Annotated in this window: 17 protein-coding genes; 11 read left to right on the forward strand and 6 right to left on the reverse strand. The window is 64.8% G+C overall.

What is annotated here, in order from left to right:
* Positions 1-439 precede the first annotated feature (439 nt).
* From LN450_RS20070 to zwf, 5 genes are all read right to left on the reverse strand, one after another.
* A complete protein-coding gene (locus LN450_RS20070; protein WP_011347444.1) occupies positions 440-1,099 on the reverse strand; it encodes a bifunctional 4-hydroxy-2-oxoglutarate aldolase/2-dehydro-3-deoxy-phosphogluconate aldolase in 660 nt (219 codons plus the stop codon).
* A 52-nt stretch (positions 1,100-1,151) separates the two neighbouring features.
* On the reverse strand, positions 1,152-3,068 hold the full coding sequence (edd, locus tag LN450_RS20075; RefSeq protein WP_008576679.1) for a phosphogluconate dehydratase: 1,917 nt from the start codon (positions 3,066-3,068) through the stop codon (positions 1,152-1,154).
* A gap of 131 nt (positions 3,069-3,199) precedes the next feature.
* A complete protein-coding gene (gene pgl / locus LN450_RS20080) occupies positions 3,200-3,919 on the reverse strand; it encodes a 6-phosphogluconolactonase (protein WP_008576678.1) in 720 nt (239 codons plus the stop codon).
* Positions 3,916-4,923 (reverse strand): glucokinase, encoded by a 1,008-nt coding sequence (gene glk / locus LN450_RS20085; protein ID WP_005929801.1) that lies wholly within the window; start codon positions 4,921-4,923, stop codon positions 3,916-3,918. The genes pgl and glk overlap by 4 nt, the downstream gene beginning before the upstream one ends.
* Positions 4,920-6,350: a glucose-6-phosphate dehydrogenase gene (zwf, locus tag LN450_RS20090; protein WP_008576676.1), complete on the reverse strand. Its 1,431-nt coding sequence runs from the start codon at positions 6,348-6,350 to the stop codon at positions 4,920-4,922. The genes glk and zwf overlap by 4 nt, the downstream gene beginning before the upstream one ends.
* Positions 6,351-6,769: 419 nt before the next feature.
* Between zwf and LN450_RS20095 the strand changes: the two genes are divergently transcribed.
* On the forward strand, positions 6,770-7,858 hold the full coding sequence (locus tag LN450_RS20095; RefSeq protein ID WP_008576674.1) for an ABC transporter ATP-binding protein: 1,089 nt from the start codon (positions 6,770-6,772) through the stop codon (positions 7,856-7,858).
* A 131-nt stretch (positions 7,859-7,989) separates the two neighbouring features.
* Here LN450_RS20095 and ygfZ read toward each other — a convergent pair whose 3' ends face one another.
* On the reverse strand, positions 7,990-8,862 hold the full coding sequence (gene ygfZ, locus LN450_RS20100; protein ID WP_011347446.1) for a CAF17-like 4Fe-4S cluster assembly/insertion protein YgfZ: 873 nt from the start codon (positions 8,860-8,862) through the stop codon (positions 7,990-7,992).
* A 39-nt stretch (positions 8,863-8,901) separates the two neighbouring features.
* Between ygfZ and LN450_RS20105 the strand changes: the two genes are divergently transcribed.
* The 10 genes from LN450_RS20105 to lolD all read left to right on the forward strand — a co-directional run bounded on the left by LN450_RS20105 (position 8,902) and on the right by lolD (position 15,498).
* On the forward strand, positions 8,902-9,072 hold the full coding sequence (locus LN450_RS20105; protein ID WP_011347447.1) for a DUF1674 domain-containing protein: 171 nt from the start codon (positions 8,902-8,904) through the stop codon (positions 9,070-9,072).
* Positions 9,073-9,128: 56 nt separating this feature from the next.
* Complete coding sequence (gene sdhC, locus LN450_RS20110) at positions 9,129-9,524, forward strand: succinate dehydrogenase, cytochrome b556 subunit (protein WP_011347448.1); 396 nt, start codon at positions 9,129-9,131, stop codon at positions 9,522-9,524.
* Entirely contained in the window at positions 9,521-9,907 is a 387-nt protein-coding gene (sdhD, locus tag LN450_RS20115; RefSeq protein WP_008576669.1) for a succinate dehydrogenase, hydrophobic membrane anchor protein, read from the forward strand. Before sdhC ends, sdhD begins: the two co-directional genes overlap by 4 nt.
* A gap of 33 nt (positions 9,908-9,940) precedes the next feature.
* Positions 9,941-11,731, forward strand: coding sequence for a succinate dehydrogenase flavoprotein subunit (sdhA, locus tag LN450_RS20120; RefSeq protein WP_005916748.1), 1,791 nt, complete (start codon positions 9,941-9,943; stop codon positions 11,729-11,731).
* Between the two features lie 9 nt (positions 11,732-11,740).
* Positions 11,741-11,944 (forward strand): hypothetical protein, encoded by a 204-nt coding sequence (locus LN450_RS20125; protein ID WP_039417029.1) that lies wholly within the window; start codon positions 11,741-11,743, stop codon positions 11,942-11,944.
* A 16-nt stretch (positions 11,945-11,960) separates the two neighbouring features.
* Positions 11,961-12,743 (forward strand): succinate dehydrogenase iron-sulfur subunit, encoded by a 783-nt coding sequence (locus LN450_RS20130; protein ID WP_011347450.1) that lies wholly within the window; start codon positions 11,961-11,963, stop codon positions 12,741-12,743.
* 111 nt (positions 12,744-12,854) lie between these two features.
* Positions 12,855-13,103 (forward strand): FAD assembly factor SdhE, encoded by a 249-nt coding sequence (locus LN450_RS20135; RefSeq protein ID WP_003482785.1) that lies wholly within the window; start codon positions 12,855-12,857, stop codon positions 13,101-13,103.
* Positions 13,054-13,506 carry a YgfX family protein gene (locus LN450_RS20140; protein WP_011347451.1) on the forward strand — a complete coding sequence of 151 codons (453 nt, stop codon included), beginning with the start codon at positions 13,054-13,056 and terminating at the stop codon, positions 13,504-13,506. The genes LN450_RS20135 and LN450_RS20140 overlap by 50 nt, the downstream gene beginning before the upstream one ends.
* Positions 13,507-13,529: 23 nt before the next feature.
* Complete coding sequence (locus tag LN450_RS20145; RefSeq protein WP_008576657.1) at positions 13,530-14,771, forward strand: lipoprotein-releasing ABC transporter permease subunit; 1,242 nt, start codon at positions 13,530-13,532, stop codon at positions 14,769-14,771.
* The gene (lolD, locus tag LN450_RS20150; RefSeq protein ID WP_011347452.1) at positions 14,764-15,498 is read left to right on the forward strand and encodes a lipoprotein-releasing ABC transporter ATP-binding protein LolD; all 735 of its coding nucleotides are present in this window, start codon (positions 14,764-14,766) and stop codon (positions 15,496-15,498) included. The genes LN450_RS20145 and lolD overlap by 8 nt, the downstream gene beginning before the upstream one ends.
* Positions 15,499-15,645 lie beyond the last annotated feature (147 nt).

Genomic DNA, 15,645 nt, shown 5'->3' on the forward strand with positions numbered 1-15,645 from the left:
GGGAGAGGGGTTGGGGTACGGTTGCTTCCTTCGGCTCGTACGACAACCAAAGCACCCGACCGCCAATCAGCGGCTCCGGTAAGGGGCGACAGCGCAGCCGGGGATCGGCTCTTCGGAGCGACAGACATCCTGTCTGACGCGCCGTCGCGACACCTCCGTGCGCCGCTCTCCGCCGATCGCCGGCCGCGCTGCCGCTTCGGTGTTTCATTACCGTGGCTTCGAGCAGATCGGTGTGCCATCGCCATGACCTCGAGCAGAAAAGCCGCGCTCAAGGATGCTTCGAAAGATTTTTTTCGGCCTACGGGCGAACACTGCAGTGATCGCCGTCATGCAGGATCACTCGATCTCCAATGCCGTCCTTAGCGAATCCGTACATCTGTATCGGCGTACAGATTCGAAGTCATCCAACGATCAACCCGCTGGAGATGGCGTCAGCGCGTCAGCCTGCACGCACCTGCCGCACGATCGCCGCCGCCTTGGCCGAACTTTCCTTGACCTTGTCCCACTGGCCCTGCGCCAGCCAGTCCTTGGGCACCATCCACGAGCCGCCGATGCACAGCACGTTCGGCTGCGCCAGGAACTCGGCGGCGTTGGACTCGCTGATGCCGCCGGTGGGGCAGAGCTTGAGCTCGGACAACGGGCCAGCCAGGCCCTTGAGCATCTGCAGACCGCCCACGGCGGTGGCCGGGAACAACTTGCAGACGCGAAAGCCCAGGCCCATCAACGTCAGCAGCTCGGTCGGGGTGGCCGCGCCTGGAACCGCCGGGATCGGTGCATCCGCCAGCAGGCGCGCCAGCGGCGCCGGCGTGCCCGGGGTCACCAGAAAGTCTGCACCGGCATCCACCGACTGGCGCAGTTGCAGCTCGCTGAGCACCGTGCCGGCGCCGATCACGATGTTGGGCAGCTCGCGCTTGAGCATCGCCAGCGCATCGATGGCAACCGGCGTGCGCAGGGTCAGCTCGATCGCGGGCAGACCGCCTTCGAGCAGCGCATCGGCGACGCGGCGCGCCTGGTCCAGCGTGTCCACGGTGACCACCGGCAGGATGCCGGCATCGCGCAGCAAACGTTCGGCGGTGTTCTGGGTCTGGGCAATCGTCATTGCAACTCCGGGTGACGGCGACCGCCGGAGCGGCCGCACAGAGGGAAGGGGATCAGGCGTCCTTGGACTCGTGGGGTGCTGCCGCAGCGGCAGCATCGGCACCGAGTTCGTACTCGGCGTCGTAGCTCCACAGCGCACCGTCCGGATGGGTCGGGCCGCAGGAAATCGAAATCGCGCCCTGGTCGGCGGGGCCGACGACCTGGCGGTTGATGGCGAACAGATTGCGGCCCAGGTCATTGCCGGCAACGGACGTATTGGGTGCAACCTCGCGCGATGCCCATTCTTCGGCCGAGACCAGCACTTCCAGGGTGCCGGCTTCGCCGTCCAGGCGCACGATGTCGCCTTCGCGTACGCGCCCGATCGGGCCGCCGCGTGCCGCTTCGGGCGTCAGGTGGATTGCGGCCGGGAACTTGCCCGAGGCACCGGACAGGCGGCCGTCGGTGACCAATGCCACGCGCCGGCCCTGGTTCTGCAGCAAGCCCAGCAGCGGCGCCATCGAATGCAGCTCCGGCATGCCGTTTGCGCGCGGGCCCTGGTAGCGCAACACCACCACGAAATCGTGCGGCAACACGCCGGCAGCATGCAGTTTGTTGAGCACCTGCGGCGTATCGATCACCACGGCCGGCGCCTGGATGCTGCGATGCTGCGGCTTGACTGCCGACAGCTTGATCAACGAGCGACCGAGATTGCCGCGCAGCAGGCGCAGCCCGCCTTGCGATTCGAAGGCATCGCCGACCGGACGCGCCACGCTGTCGTCGGCGGTGGTGGGAGTGCCTGGCACGTAGGTCACCTTGCCGTCCTGCAGGCGCGGCTCATTGATGTAGGCACGCATGCCGCCTTCCACCACGGTGGGTAGGTCGTCGTGCATGTAGCCGGCGTCCATCAGCTCGCGGAACACGAATGCCGTGCCGCCAGCGGCCTGGAAGCGATTCACGTCGGCTTCGCCGTTCGGGTAGATGCGCGTCAGCAGCGGCACCGTCTGCGAAATCAGGTCCATGTCGTCCCAGGTCAGCACGATGCCGGCCGCACGCGCCACTGCGATCCAGTGGATGGTGTGGTTGGTTGAGCCACCGGTCGCCATCAGCGCGACCACGGCGTTGACGATGGCGCGCTCGTCGATCAGGCGACCGAATGGACGGAAATCTTCGCCCAACGCCGAGATCGCCAATGCGCGCGCGGTGCCTTCGCGGGTCAACGCATCACGCAACGGCAGCTCCGGATTGACGAACGAGGCGCCGGGCAGCTGCACGCCCATCGCTTCGAGCAAGACCTGGTTGGAGTTGGCCGTGCCGTAGAAGGTGCAGGTGCCCGGCGAGTGGTAGGACGAGGCCTCGGCTTCCAGCAGCTCGGCGCGCGTGGCTTCGCCAGCGGCGTAGCGTTCGCGCACTTCGGCCTTCTGCTTGTTCGGAATGCCCGGCGTCATCGGGCCGGCCGGCATGAAAATCGCCGGCAAATGGCCGAACGCCAGCGCACCGATCAGCAGGCCCGGCACGATCTTGTCGCAGACGCCCAGGTACACCACGCTGTCGAACATGTCGTGGCTCAGGCCGATGGCTGTCGCCTGGGCGATGTTGTCGCGCGAAAAGAGCGACAGCTCCATGCCGGCGCGGCCCTGGGTGACGCCGTCGCACATCGCCGGCACGCCACCGGCCACCTGTGCGGTGGCACCGAGCGCGCGGGCAGTCTCGCGGATCAGCTGCGGGTAGTGTTCGAACGGCTGATGTGCCGACAACATGTCGTTATAGGCAGTGATGATGCCCAGGTTCGGCGTGGCCGCACCACGCAGGCGCGATTTGTCGCCCGGCTCGGACGCAGCGAAGCCATGCGCAAGATTGCCGCAGCTCAAGCGGCTACGGAACGGACCCTCACGCAGGGCAGCATCGAGACCGGCCAGATACGCTGCGCGCGAGGGAGCGCTGCGCTTGCGGATACGGTCGGTGACGGCTTGGATATTCGGATGCAGGCTCATTGGCTACCGGCTATGAGAAACAGGGGGGCAGAAAATGCTCTTTTAATTCCCCGCACATGGATGTGCGGGTTTTTGCGAGGGACTCGCATCGCATCGGCTGTTGCGAAGGACTCGCATCAAACCACTCGCATTCAAGCACACCAATGCACCCGCAACCGCGGACCAGGCTGCTGCAGCGCCACGCGGATGGGATATTCGTTGACATCGTCGCCTGCCAGCGCAGCCTGGAGCACGTCCAGCTTCTGCTTGCCGCGCAACAACAGCAGGCGCGTCGGAATGCTGGCAAGCCCTGCAGGTGTGAGGGTGATGCGTAACGGCCATTGGTTCGAGCCCGGGCAGCCGGTGGCATCCAGCGAGGCATACGGCTGCGGGCTGGCGAGCGCCTTGGGTAGGTCGGTGGCACCCGGGAACAACGACGCGGTATGCCCGTCACCGCCCATGCCCAGCACCGCCAGGCAGGCCGGTTCGGCATGCTTGGCCTGCAGGTTGGCGGTGTGCACGCATTCGGGCAATTGCTTGCCTGGGCGAACCAGCGGGATGAAGGTCGCGGCCGGTGCGTGGGTCAGGAAGCTGTGATTCACCAGCCAGGCATTGCTGTCCTGATCCTGCGGCGACAACCAGCGCTCATCGACCAGGCCCACTTCCACCCGCGACCAGTCCAGCGGCCGGTGGGCGAGGGACTCGTACACCGGCGCAGGCGTGGTACCGCCGGACAACAGCATGCGTGCCTGGCCGCGCCGGGAGATTTCCTGTTCCAGCAGGTCGGCCATTTCGCTGGCCACCGCCTCGGTCCACTCGGCCGGGTCGTCGTAGCGCACCAGGGCGATGCGCGGGTTGTCCTGCAGGTTCATCGCTGCTCCCCGGGGTGCTGACGTTGTGCATCCACCGCGTATGCGGCGGCGCCCAGCAGGCCGGCATGCGGGTGCATGACCGCCAGCGATGGCACCTTCGACATGATCGCGGAGAAACGGCCCTTGTGCTCGAAGCGCTGGCGAAAGCCGGAATGCTGGAGCGAATCCAGCACCTTGGGCACCAGCCCGCCGGTGAGGAACACGCCGTCCCAGGCGCCCTGCATCAGCACCATGTCGCCGGCGATCGCACCGAAGATGGCGCAGAACAGGTCGATGGTGCGCGAGGACCGCGGGTCGCCCGCGGCCGCGCGCGCGGTGATGTCCTTGGGTTGCAGCGGGCCGGGATCGACGCCGGCGATCTCGCTGAGCGCGCGATGGATGTTGACCAGGCCAGGGCCGCAGATCAGCCGCTCGTTGGAGACCCGGCCGAACTGCTCGGACAGGATTTCCAGGATGCGGATTTCTTCCGGCGTGCCGGGCGGGAAGCTGACATGGCCGCCTTCGGTTTCCAGCGGAAAGCAGCGCCCGTTGCGAATGATCAGGCCACCCACGCCCAGGCCGGTGCCCGGGCCGATCACGCCATAGTTGCGCGCTTGATCGATCGGCGCCGGCCGCCAGCTGGCGCCGCCCACCTGCACCACGTCCTGCGGGCGCAGCAGGCTGATGGCCATGGCCTGCGCGGCAAAGTCGTTGATCAGATGCAAGGTACTGAAACCCAACATGGTGGCGGTGCGCGAGCGCGAGATCACCCAGGGATGGTTGGTGATGCGTGCCTCGTCGCCATCCACGCGGCCTGCCACGGCGAACACGCCCTGGGTGGCCTGCACGCCGATCTGGTCGAGGTAATAGCGCGCGGCTTCGCCCAGCGAACCGAAGTCCACCACGGCAAATTCGCGCGAGGTGTCATCCAGCAACGGCACCGAAGCGTCGACATCGGCCAGCGCGAAGCGCGCATTGGTTCCGCCGATATCGGCAACCAGCACCGGCTTGGAAGGAGCGGTCATGCGTTGTTTCCCTGTGCGTCGGTGGCCGGGGGCAGGAAGTGGGCAGCAGATTCGGGCCCCCAGCTGCCGGCCGGGTAGGGCTGCAGCGGCAGCGCGGCGTCTTTCCAGGCGTCGCTGACGCTGTCGATCCACGACCACGCTGCCTTGACCTCGTCGTCGCGCACGAACAGCGCGGGGTTGCCGTTGAAGGCGTCCACAAACAGACGTTCGTAGGCGATACGACGGTGCAGGCCCGTCGGCACCGACAGTTCCAGTTCCAGCGGCTGCAGTTCGATCGCGCCCCATTCCGGGCCAGCCAGGCTGCTCATCAGGCCGAGTTCGATGTTTTCCTGCGGCTGCAACTGGAAGGTCAGGCGGTTCGGCACCGCATTCTGGCGGTCGGGGCGTTCGAACAGCCAATGCGTCACCGGCTTGAGCGTCACCACGATGCGGGTGGAGCGCTCGGCCAGCCGCTTGCCGGTGCACAGGTGGAACGGCACGCCGGCCCAACGCCAGTTGTCGATATGCGCGGTGACGGCGACAAAGGTCTCCACGTCACTGCCTTCCGGCGGGTGGTAGGCCTGCGCCGGCTGTCCGTTGATGCTGCCGGCAGTGTAGCGGCCGCGCACGCAGTCATGCGCGGCGTGCTCGGCGGTCATCGGACGCAGGGCGCGCAGCACCTTGACCTTCTCATCGCGGATGCGGTCGGCTTCCAGCGAGGCCGGCGGCTCCATTGCCACCAGGCACAACAGCTGCAGGATATGGCTCTGCACCATGTCGCGCAGTGCGCCGGAGCGGGCGTAGTAGGCGTCGCGCCCGTCGACGCCTTCGCTTTCGGCGACCAGGATCTGCACCGACTCGATGTAGGCGCGGTTCCAGACCGCCTCCAGCAGCGTGTTGCCGAAGCGCAGTGCGATCAGGTTCTGCACCGCCGCCTTGCCCAGGTAGTGGTCCAGGCGGAACACGCGGTCCTCGTCGATCAGCGCGCCGATCGACTGCAGGATGTCGCGGGCGCTGTCGGAGTCGTGGCCGATCGGTTTTTCCAGCATCAAGCGATGCGGTGCCTCCAGCGCGCCACCCAGCGCCAGGCCCTGGCAGGTGCTGATGTACAGGCCCGGCGGGATCGCCAGGTAGCTCACACAGCGGCGGCTGGCCAGCTCGCGGACCGCATTGGCCACCGACTCGGCATCGCGCAGATCCACCGAGCGGTAATCGATTCGCTGCAGCAGCGTGTCGATCTGTTCGGCGGTCGCGATCGGCAATGCTTCGGTCAGGCGTGGCCGCAGTACTTCGCGAAATGCATCGGTGTCGTGCGGCGACAGCGCCAGCGCACGGATGCGGAAGTCCTCCGGCAGCAGGCCGTCGATGAACAGGCGCAGCAGGGAAGGAAAGAGATAGCGCTGGGCAAGATCGCCGGTGGCGCCAAACAGGATCAGGGTGTTGTGCATGGACCGCGTTTCAGATTCTGGAGACATCGTTATCAGCAGCTTGTCGGAAAGGCGCCGGTCGTCCGGCGGTCGGTACGTCTGTTCCTGAGCGACACTTGCGTGCGCGCAGCGGGGGATGGACGCTGACACCCAGTCCCGGATTGTTGCAGCAACTGGCGATCAGCGGTTAGCGCCATGGCGGCATAGCTGCACCTGCGTGATGGCATGCCATGCGTCGTGCGGCGAGCTGCACTGCAGGCAATGCGTCATACCTGCGTGGCGGCATGGTCCTCCAGAGATCGATGTTGCCATGTGAAAACGATTACATGTCAGAATAAACCAATGCATTCGTTTGCAGGGAATTCCTCGCAAGCGCATGCGGCGTCACCGCCATCGGGAGGGCCGAGGGCAGGGCGCACAACTTACGTTGAGGCCGAACGATGGCGAAAGTGCAGTTGGAAGGTGTCCGCAAGGTCTACGACAATGGCCAGGTGGCGGTGCAGGGCGCAAGTTTCGAAGTGGCCGACGGCGAGCTGATGGTGCTGGTGGGGCCGTCCGGCTGCGGCAAGTCGACCCTGTTGCGCATGATTGCCGGGCTTGAAGACATCAGCGCCGGCACGCTGAAGATCGGCGAGCGCGTGGTCAACGACGTGGCGCCGAAGGATCGCGACATCGCCATGGTGTTCCAGAGCTACGCGCTGTATCCGCACATGACCGTGGCCGAAAACCTGGCGTTCGGGCTCAAGCTGCGCGGGCATCCGAAGCAGGTCATCGCCGAACGCGTCAACAACGCCGCAGAGCTGTTGGGCCTGACGCCGATGCTGGACAAGCTGCCCAAGGCGATGTCCGGCGGTCAGCGTCAGCGCGTGGCGCTGGGCCGGGCGATGGTGCGCGAATCCTCGGTGTTCCTGCTCGACGAGCCGCTGTCCAACCTGGACGCCAAGTTGCGCCACAGCGTGCGCACCGAGATCGCGCAGCTGCACCGCAAGCTTGGCACCACCATGATCTACGTCACCCACGATCAGGTCGAAGCGATGACGCTTGGCCAGCGTATCGTGGTGCTCAAGGATGGCGTGATCCAGCAGATCGACAGTCCGATGGCGCTGTACGACCGTCCGGCCAATCTGTTCGTGGCCGGGTTCCTCGGCAGCCCGGCGATGAACGTGCTGCAGGGGCGTCTGGACGCGCAGGACGGCCTGCACCTGGTCATGGCCGATGGTTGGCGCGTGCCACTGGGTGCGGCGCGGGTCGATGCGGCTTGGTTCGGCCAGGACGTGATCGTCGGTGTGCGCCCGGAGCACTTGCAGCCGTCCGACGATGCGGTCCTGGGCTTCGATGCGCGGGTCGATGTGATCGAGCCGGTCGGCAACGAGATCTTCCTCAATCTCGACCGTGGCGGTCAGCCGCTGGTGATCCGTGTCCCGCCGCAGAGCTTGCCGGCGGTGGGCCAGCCGTTGCGCCTGGCATTGCGCAGCGAGGCCTTGCACTTTTTCGATCCAGCCACCGGCCAGCGGCTGGAGGCGGCTTAGGCAAACTGGTCAACAGCGACGCAGCCGCCAGACGGGCACGGCCGGCGCTCGGAATTGGCGGGTGTCGTTGGGCCACTGCGTGCTGCGCGATGTCCATTCCCGTCTGGCATGGCTCGCTGCTTTTTTTGCCGCTAACGCTCCAGCCCCGTCGTGAGTGCGCGTGGGCGGGCGACCTGCGTGCCTGCCTGCAACGCGGCACCGGCGTCCAGCGTCAGCTCCAACGGCAATACCGCCAGCGCGAGGTTGCCGGCCACGCTCACCACCGTGCCGATCGCGCTACCGTCCAATGCGACGGCATCGCCTGCATCCACGGCCGCATCCGTTTCGAGCAGCTGCAAGACGCGCTTGGCCTTGCCCAGGAAGTGCGTCCGCGCCACGATTTCCTGACCCGGGTAGCAGCCTTTCTTGACGCTGTACGCCTGCAGGCGGTCCAGTGCCAACTGCTGCGGCGTCCACTGTTCGCGCTGGCTCTCGACCAGGCGGGCGAGCCCCAGTTGCAGATCGGTCGTCCGCCACTGCGCCTGTGCGCTCGGCAGTTCGATAGGCATCGCCAATGCATCCGGGCTGTAGAGCAATAGCGTGCGCGGCAGCGCTGCGCTACCCAGATCCAGCTCGATACGCTGGGTTCCGAGATCGGCTTGCGCGGCATGCGCGTGTTCCGGCGCTACGAAGCCGCCGTAGGCGAGCAGCGCGGCAGCGCTGATTTTCAGCTTGCGGCGGAACACGAAACGGCTGAGTTGCGCGGCGATCTCGGCTGAGTTGCCGTCCGGCAACAGCATCAGCAGGTGTGCGTCGTCCTCACGCAGGAGTGCGAAGATGGCAATCACGCGCCCCTTCGCCGTCAGCCACGCGTTCCACTGCCACTGCCCAACCGCCAGCGCCTGTACGTCATTGGCAAATTGGGCATGCGCAAACGCCACTGCATCCGTACCGGCCAATCGGACGTATTGCATGTCGTGCAGGGAGCCAAAACCCTGCGGAATAAGATTCAGGTTGTCAGCCACGGAAGGGGAGGACTAAAATCGCCAAGTTGTGAGAGCACTATGATAGGCCATCCAACCCCCACCCCAGCGCAGGATTCCGAGACGCAGCCTTCTTCTCAGGAGCATATTCCCGAGAAAAAGCAACTGCCGAAGGAGATTGGTGGGCGCGACGGCCCCGAGCCAACGCGCTACGGCGACTGGGAAAAAAATGGACGCTGCATCGATTTTTGAGCAGCTTTTAGCCACAGCGGCCTAGTGCCGCCCAGCCGAGAAAACGAGCCCAGCGAATGGCGATCCGCGAACGTCCTCTCTCCCCGCATCTCCAGGTATACCTTTGGCAGATACAGATGGTGACCTCGATTCTCAATCGAGCCACCGGCATCGTACTGTCCGTCGGCGCACTGGGAATTGCCGCTGCCTTGCTCACCTTGATGCTTGGCCCCGACCATTGGAATTGTTTCCGCGATCAGGCTGCCACCTGGTATGGGCAGGTATTCCTGTTCGGCTGGACCTGGTCTTTTGCCTTCCACCTGTTCGGTGGCTTGCGCCACATGCTGCAGGACTTCGGGCAAGGCTACGCCGTGCGCTCGTTCATCAGCATGGGGTGGTTGTCGGTGGTTCTGAGCCTTGTGCTGACTATCGCCATCTGGGCTTACGTACTGCTGTCCGGAGGTGCCGTATGAGCCGCTACCGTACCCCTCTGAAGAATGTGCGCGGCCTGGGCGCCGCCAAGACCGGTACCGAACATTTCGTGATCCAGCGCCTGACCGCGGCCGCACTGGTGCCGCTGTCGATCTGGTTCCTGATCTTCGTGCTGAGCCTGATCGGTGCCGATCACGCCGCCGCCACCGCCGCAGTGGCCAAGCCGTGGAATGCGATTTTGCTTGTCGCTTTCCTCATTGCCTCGTTCTGGCATGCCCAGCTTGGCATGCAGGTGGTACTGGAAGACTACGTGCACGACTCGCTGCTCGCACTGATTGCGCAGACCCTCGTGCGTTTTGTTGCCGTGCTGGGCGCCATCGTCAGCGTATTTGCCGTGGCGCGTATCGCGCTGGGCATGAGCTGAGTCGTCAGCGACCAAACAGGAACCCATAATTCGATGTCCGCTTACAAGATCACAGAACACAAGTACGACATGGTCGTGGTGGGCGCCGGTGGCGCCGGCCTGCGCGCCACGTTCGGCCTGGCCCAGAAGGGCCTGCAGACGGTCTGCCTGACCAAGGTCTTCCCGACCCGTTCGCACACCGTTGCAGCGCAGGGCGGTATTTCCGCGGCGCTGGGCAACATGGGCGAGGACGACTGGCGCTACCACTTTTACGACACCATCAAGGGCTCCGATTGGCTGGGTGACCAGGACGCGATCGAGTACATGTGTCGCGAAGCGATTCCGGCCATCATCGAGCTCGAACACTACGGCGTGCCGTTCTCGCGTACCGAAGAGGGCAAGATCTACCAGCGCCCGTTCGGCGGCATGACCACCAAGTATGGCGAAGGCCCGTCCGCGCAGCGTACCTGCGCCGCAGCCGACCGGACCGGCCACGCCATGCTGCATACGTTGTATCAGCAGTCGCTAGCGCACAACGCACGCTTCATGATCGAGTACTTCGCGCTCGATCTGATTTTTGACGAAGAAGGCGTCTGCCGTGGCGTGCTCGCACTGGACATGGCCGAAGGCTCGCTGCATCTGTTCCGCGCCCACGGTGTGGTGCTGGCGACCGGCGGTTACGGCCGTGCCTACTTCAGCGCCACCTCCGCACACACCTGTACCGGTGACGGCGGCGGCCTGGTGATGCGTGCCGGCCTGCCCGTGCAGGACATGGAATTCGTGCAGTTCCACCCCACCGGCATCTACGGCGCGGGCTGCCTGATCACCGAGGGCGTGCGCGGCGAAGGCGGCATCCTGCGCAACAGCAATGGCGAGCGCTTCATGGAGCGCTACGCACCGCATTACAAGGATCTGGCGTCGCGCGACGTGGTGTCGCGTTCGATGACGGTGGAAATTCGAGAAGGCCGTGGCGTGGGCGAGCACAAGGATCACATCCTGCTCGACCTGACCCACCTTGGTCCGGAAGTGATCAACGAAAAGCTGCCCGGCATCGCCGAAAGCGCACACATCTTCGCCGGCGTGGACGTGACCAAGCAGCCGATCCCGGTGCTGCCGACCGTGCACTACAACATGGGCGGCATTCCGACCAACTTCTACGGCGAGGTCGTGCGTAAGCAGGGCGACGATGCGGATGCAGTGGTGCCGGGCCTGTATGCCATCGGCGAGGCGGCGTGCGTCTCGGTCCATGGTGCAAACCGTCTGGGTTCGAACTCGCTGCTGGACCTAGTGGTGTTCGGCCGCGCGGTTGCCAATCGCTGTGCCGAGACGGTCAAGCCCAATCAGCCGCACAAGACGCTGCCGTCCGATGCCTGCGACAAGGCCTTGGGCCTGCTGGACAAGCTGCGTCACGCCAACGGCTCCACGCCGACGGCCGTGATCCGCGACAACATGCAGCGCACCATGCAATCGGACGCCGCCGTGTTCCGCACCAGCAAGACGCTGAAAGAGGGCGTGGACAAGATGGCCGAGATCTTCGCCACCTTCGAAGACGTCAAGGTGTCTGACCGTTCGCTGGTGTGGAATTCGGACCTGATCGAGACCTATGAATTGAACAACCTGCTGCTCAACGCGGTGGCGACGATCAATTCGGCCGAACAGCGCAAGGAAAGCCGCGGCGCGCATTCGCACGAAGACTTCCCGGATCGCGACGATGTCAACTGGCAGAAGCACACGCTGGTGACCGTCGACGACAAGGGCAAGTGCGAATTCGATTACCGCCCTGTGCACATGTACACGCTGAGCAAGGACGTGGACGTGGTCCCGCCGAAGCCGCGCGTTTACTGATCGATGCGCATGCAGCGACCCACCGTTGCCTTGTCATCGCTTGCCATCGCCTCGGCGCGTGGCGGCGAGTCGGTGCAGCAGTGTGGTCGTGGCATGACGCTGGAGCAGCGCCGGCACATGGCCGGCCGCTGTGCGACTGCTTCGGCAGTGGCATCCGTCATCTTTACCTTCATGCGCACGGTGCAGTTGTCGTCCGCACCGCGCATCGCCTGAGCCAACGAGAGCAGCTATGGCAGAGTTCACCCTCCCCAAGAATTCAAAGATCGGCAAGGGCAAGCATTACCCTGCAAAGGGCGCCAAGAACACGCGCACCTTCAAGGTCTACCGCTGGGATCCGGACGTCGACGCCAACCCGCGCACCGACAGTTACGAGATCGATCTGGATAAATGCGGCCCGATGGTCCTGGACGCGCTGATCAAGATCAAGAACGAGATCGACCCGACGCTGGCGTTCCGTCGCTCCTGCCGCGAGGGCATTTGCGGCTCGTGCGCGATGAACATCAATGGCACCAACACGCTGGCCTGCACCAAGGCGATTGCCGCATGCGGCAAGTCCGAGGTGCCGATCTATCCGCTGCCGCACATGAGCGTGATCAAGGACCTGGTGCCGGATCTGACGCATTTCTATGCGCAGTACGCGTCGATCAAGCCGTGGATCCGTACCCAGACCCCGCCGCCGCCGGACCGCGAGCGCCTGCAGTCGCCGGAAGACCGTCGCAAGCTCGACGGATTGTACGAGTGCATCCTGTGCGCATGCTGCTCGACCAGTTGCCCAAGCTACTGGTGGAATGGCGAGCGGTATCTGGGCCCGGCGATCCTGCTGCAGGCCTACCGTTGGATCATCGATTCGCGCGACGAAGACACCGGTGCGCGTCTGGACGATCTGGAAGACCCGTTCAAGCTGTATCGCTGCCACACCATCATGAACTGCGCACGGACCTGCCCGAAGGGCTTGAACCCGGCGCTGGCGATCGCCGAAATCAAGAAGCTGATGATGGCGCGTCGCGCCTGATTGCACGGCATTGATTCCCCACCACGGGGATGTGGTTTGCAGCGGCACCGGCCCTTGGGTCAGGTGCCGCTGTCGTTTTTGGCCCGCCATGCGGTGCGGTGGAGAGTGAGAATGGACGAACAAACCCTGCTGAAAAAACTGCGCTGGCGTTGCCGGCGCGGCATGCGCGAACTCGACCAATTGTTCGGGCGCTACCTTGATCAACGCTGGGCGCAGGCTCCCGACGCCGAGCGCGCGGTTTTCCTACAGCTACTGGATTGCGAAGACGATAAGTTGTGGCGCTGGTTCATGGGATACGAGGCTTGCCCCGATGCCGCCAACGCCGCACTCATCGCCGATATTCGCGCCTTGCCGGCTTGAGTGGCGCCCCTCGCGCTGGTTGATTTGCGCATTGAGCGTGTTGGTGGCGCTGGCCGTGTGCGCGGTGTGGCGCAGTGGCGTACCACCGTGGCTGGCCGTGTCGTTGTCGGCGTACGCGGTGTTTGCAGGCGGGCGAGCAGTGCGCCAGCTGTTGCGTTCGCCAGTGAGGCAGTTGCTGGTGCCATGGACGCAAACGCCCGCCAGCATTGACGGTATGCAGGTGGAAGGGCTGCAGGTCCGTTGGCGCGGACCGCTTGCGGTGGTGTCGTGGAGGCGAGCGGATGGCCGGCGCGAGCGCCTGCATTTCTGGCCGGACACCTTGCCGGCGCCGCAACGACGTGAACTGCGTCTGGCCGCTCAGGCCCACGCCATTTCGTCGGGGCGGCCGCTAGTGGCACCATAGCATCCCTTTCCCGGTTGAACCGCATGTTCAAACCTATCCCGGTTGCCATCGGCTTGCGCTATCTGCGTGCCAAGCGGCGCAATGGCTTCATATCGTTTATTTCGATGGCGTCGATCCTGGGCATCGCCCTGGGCGTGACCGTGCTGATCACCACGCTTGCAGTGATGAGCGGTTTCCAGAAGGAAATTCGCGACCGCCTGCTGCAGATGGCTGCCCACGCGACTGTCAGTGCAGAAGGCGCGCCGATGCGCGACTGGCAGCATGCGGTCGAGGTCGCCATGTCCGATCCGCGCGTAGCCGGTGCCGCGCCCTACATCGAAACCGAATCCTTATTGCAGGGCCCGCGCAAGCAGCCGGCCATCGTGCGCGGCGTGATTCCTGCCGAAGAAGGCAAGGTGTCGGTGCTGGCCAAGAAGATGCAGCAGGGCTCGGTCGACAGCCTGACCCCTGGCTCGTACAACATCGTCATCGGCAAGGAGCTGGCGTTGTGGCTTGGCGTGGATGTCGGCGACAGCATCGTCGTGTTGCTCAGCGACACCCAGGCAACGCCGCTGGGCGCGATGCCGCGGCTCAAGCGCTTTACCGTGAGCGGTATTTTCGAGGCCGGATACAACGAGATCGACCGCGGCCTGGCCGTGGTGAACATGCAGGACCTTGCGCGCGTGCTGCGCATGGATGGCGTCACCGGCGTGCGCCTGCGCCTGCATGACATGGATCAGGCCTGGCCGGTGGCGCGCGATCTGGCGGTGAAGTTGCACGGCCCGTATCGGGTCAGCGACTGGACCCAGGAAAACGCCAACCTGTACCACTCCTTGAAGATGGAAAAGACGGTGATGGGCATCCTGCTGTCGCTGATCGTGGCGATGGGAGCGTTCAACCTGGTGTCCTCGCAAGTGATGCTGGTGACCGACAAACAGGCCGATATCGCCATCTTGCGCACGCTCGGGCTGTCGCCGGGCGGGGTGATGCAGGTATTCATGGTGCAGGGCTCGTTGATCGGCTTCATGGGTACCTTCATGGGCGTGATCGGCGGCATCGTGCTGACGTTCAACCTCGAACGCATCCTGGGCGTGATCGAAACGATTTTCAGCGTCAAGTTGCTACCCGAAGACGTGTACTACATCACCGGCCTGCCGACCGATATGCAAACCCAGGACGTGGTAGTGATCACCGTGGTGGCATTGGTGATGAGTTTCCTGGCGACCTTGTACCCGGCGTGGCGCGCTTCGCGCACCCAGCCGGCGGAGGCGCTGCGCTATGAATGAGATCCGGGAAGCGGCCGTGCAAACACCAGAACAGGCAACTGCGGTGATCCGCGCCGAAGCGCTGGCCAAGACCTACGCCGAAGGCAAGATGCGCACGCCGGTATTCGATGGCCTGGATCTCTCGGTGGCCACCGGCGAAACCGTGGCGATCGTCGGTGCCTCCGGCGCCGGCAAGAGCACCTTGCTGCATCTGCTCGGCGGGCTGGATATTCCGACCTCCGGCGAGGTGTATGTGGCCGGCGAGCGCATGTCGGCGCTGTCCGACGCGCAGCGCGGCAAGCTGCGTAACCAGGCGCTTGGCTTCGTCTACCAGTTCCATCACTTGTTGCCCGAATTCACCGCGTTGGAGAACGTGATGATGCCGGTACTGTTGTCCGGCAAGGATGTGGCCGTCGCCAAGGGTCAGGCACTGCAACTGCTGGAATCGGTTGGGCTTGGGCATCGCGTCGAACACAAGCCCAGCGAACTCTCCGGGGGCGAACGTCAGCGCTGTGCGGTGGCGCGTGCATTGGTCAACAAGCCGGGCTGCGTATTGGGCGACGAGCCCACCGGCAATCTGGACGACAAGACCGCGGGCACCGTGTTCGAGCTGATGCTGGAGCTCAACCGCGCCCAGCGCACCAGCCTGGTGTTGGTGACGCACGACCGCGGCTTGGCACGGCGTCTGGACCGCGTGCTGGAGCTAAACCAGGGCAAGCTGCGCGAATTGGCGCCGTCTGCGGTGTAAGCGCATGGCGAAGCGGTCGGTTGGCAGACCGATCGCGTCGTGTCTGAGCGTGGAATCTTCAGCGGTTACCGGTGCTGTGCCCGTTAGCCGAAATGGTGGCGAATTTTGAAGTGCAGTGGCAGCGCACGATCGCATGCACCCCGACCG

It is taken from the genome of Xanthomonas euvesicatoria pv. euvesicatoria, assembly GCF_020880415.1.
GTDB lineage: Bacteria > Pseudomonadota > Gammaproteobacteria > Xanthomonadales > Xanthomonadaceae > Xanthomonas > Xanthomonas euvesicatoria.

What these genes read in the sequence shown, in the direction of transcription:
- LN450_RS20070 (WP_011347444.1), bottom strand. Translation starts at nt 1,099, where the DNA reads ATGACGATTGCCCAGACCCAGAACACCGCCGAACGTTTGCTGCGCGAT.
- edd (WP_008576679.1), bottom strand. Translation starts at nt 3,068, where the DNA reads ATGAGCCTGCATCCGAATATCCAAGCCGTCACCGACCGTATCCGCAAG.
- pgl (WP_008576678.1), bottom strand. Translation starts at nt 3,919, where the DNA reads ATGAACCTGCAGGACAACCCGCGCATCGCCCTGGTGCGCTACGACGAC.
- glk (WP_005929801.1), bottom strand. Translation starts at nt 4,923, where the DNA reads ATGACCGCTCCTTCCAAGCCGGTGCTGGTTGCCGATATCGGCGGAACC.
- zwf (WP_008576676.1), bottom strand. Translation starts at nt 6,350, where the DNA reads ATGCACAACACCCTGATCCTGTTTGGCGCCACCGGCGATCTTGCCCAG.
- LN450_RS20095 (WP_008576674.1), top strand. Translation starts at nt 6,770, where the DNA reads ATGGCGAAAGTGCAGTTGGAAGGTGTCCGCAAGGTCTACGACAATGGC.
- LN450_RS20105 (WP_011347447.1), top strand. Translation starts at nt 8,902, where the DNA reads ATGATAGGCCATCCAACCCCCACCCCAGCGCAGGATTCCGAGACGCAG.
- sdhC (WP_011347448.1), top strand. Translation starts at nt 9,129, where the DNA reads ATGGCGATCCGCGAACGTCCTCTCTCCCCGCATCTCCAGGTATACCTT.
- sdhD (WP_008576669.1), top strand. Translation starts at nt 9,521, where the DNA reads ATGAGCCGCTACCGTACCCCTCTGAAGAATGTGCGCGGCCTGGGCGCC.
- sdhA (WP_005916748.1), top strand. Translation starts at nt 9,941, where the DNA reads ATGTCCGCTTACAAGATCACAGAACACAAGTACGACATGGTCGTGGTG.
- LN450_RS20125 (WP_039417029.1), top strand. Translation starts at nt 11,741, where the DNA reads ATGCAGCGACCCACCGTTGCCTTGTCATCGCTTGCCATCGCCTCGGCG.
- LN450_RS20130 (WP_011347450.1), top strand. Translation starts at nt 11,961, where the DNA reads ATGGCAGAGTTCACCCTCCCCAAGAATTCAAAGATCGGCAAGGGCAAG.
- LN450_RS20135 (WP_003482785.1), top strand. Translation starts at nt 12,855, where the DNA reads ATGGACGAACAAACCCTGCTGAAAAAACTGCGCTGGCGTTGCCGGCGC.
- LN450_RS20140 (WP_011347451.1), top strand. Translation starts at nt 13,054, where the DNA reads ATGCCGCCAACGCCGCACTCATCGCCGATATTCGCGCCTTGCCGGCTT.
- LN450_RS20145 (WP_008576657.1), top strand. Translation starts at nt 13,530, where the DNA reads ATGTTCAAACCTATCCCGGTTGCCATCGGCTTGCGCTATCTGCGTGCC.
- lolD (WP_011347452.1), top strand. Translation starts at nt 14,764, where the DNA reads ATGAATGAGATCCGGGAAGCGGCCGTGCAAACACCAGAACAGGCAACT.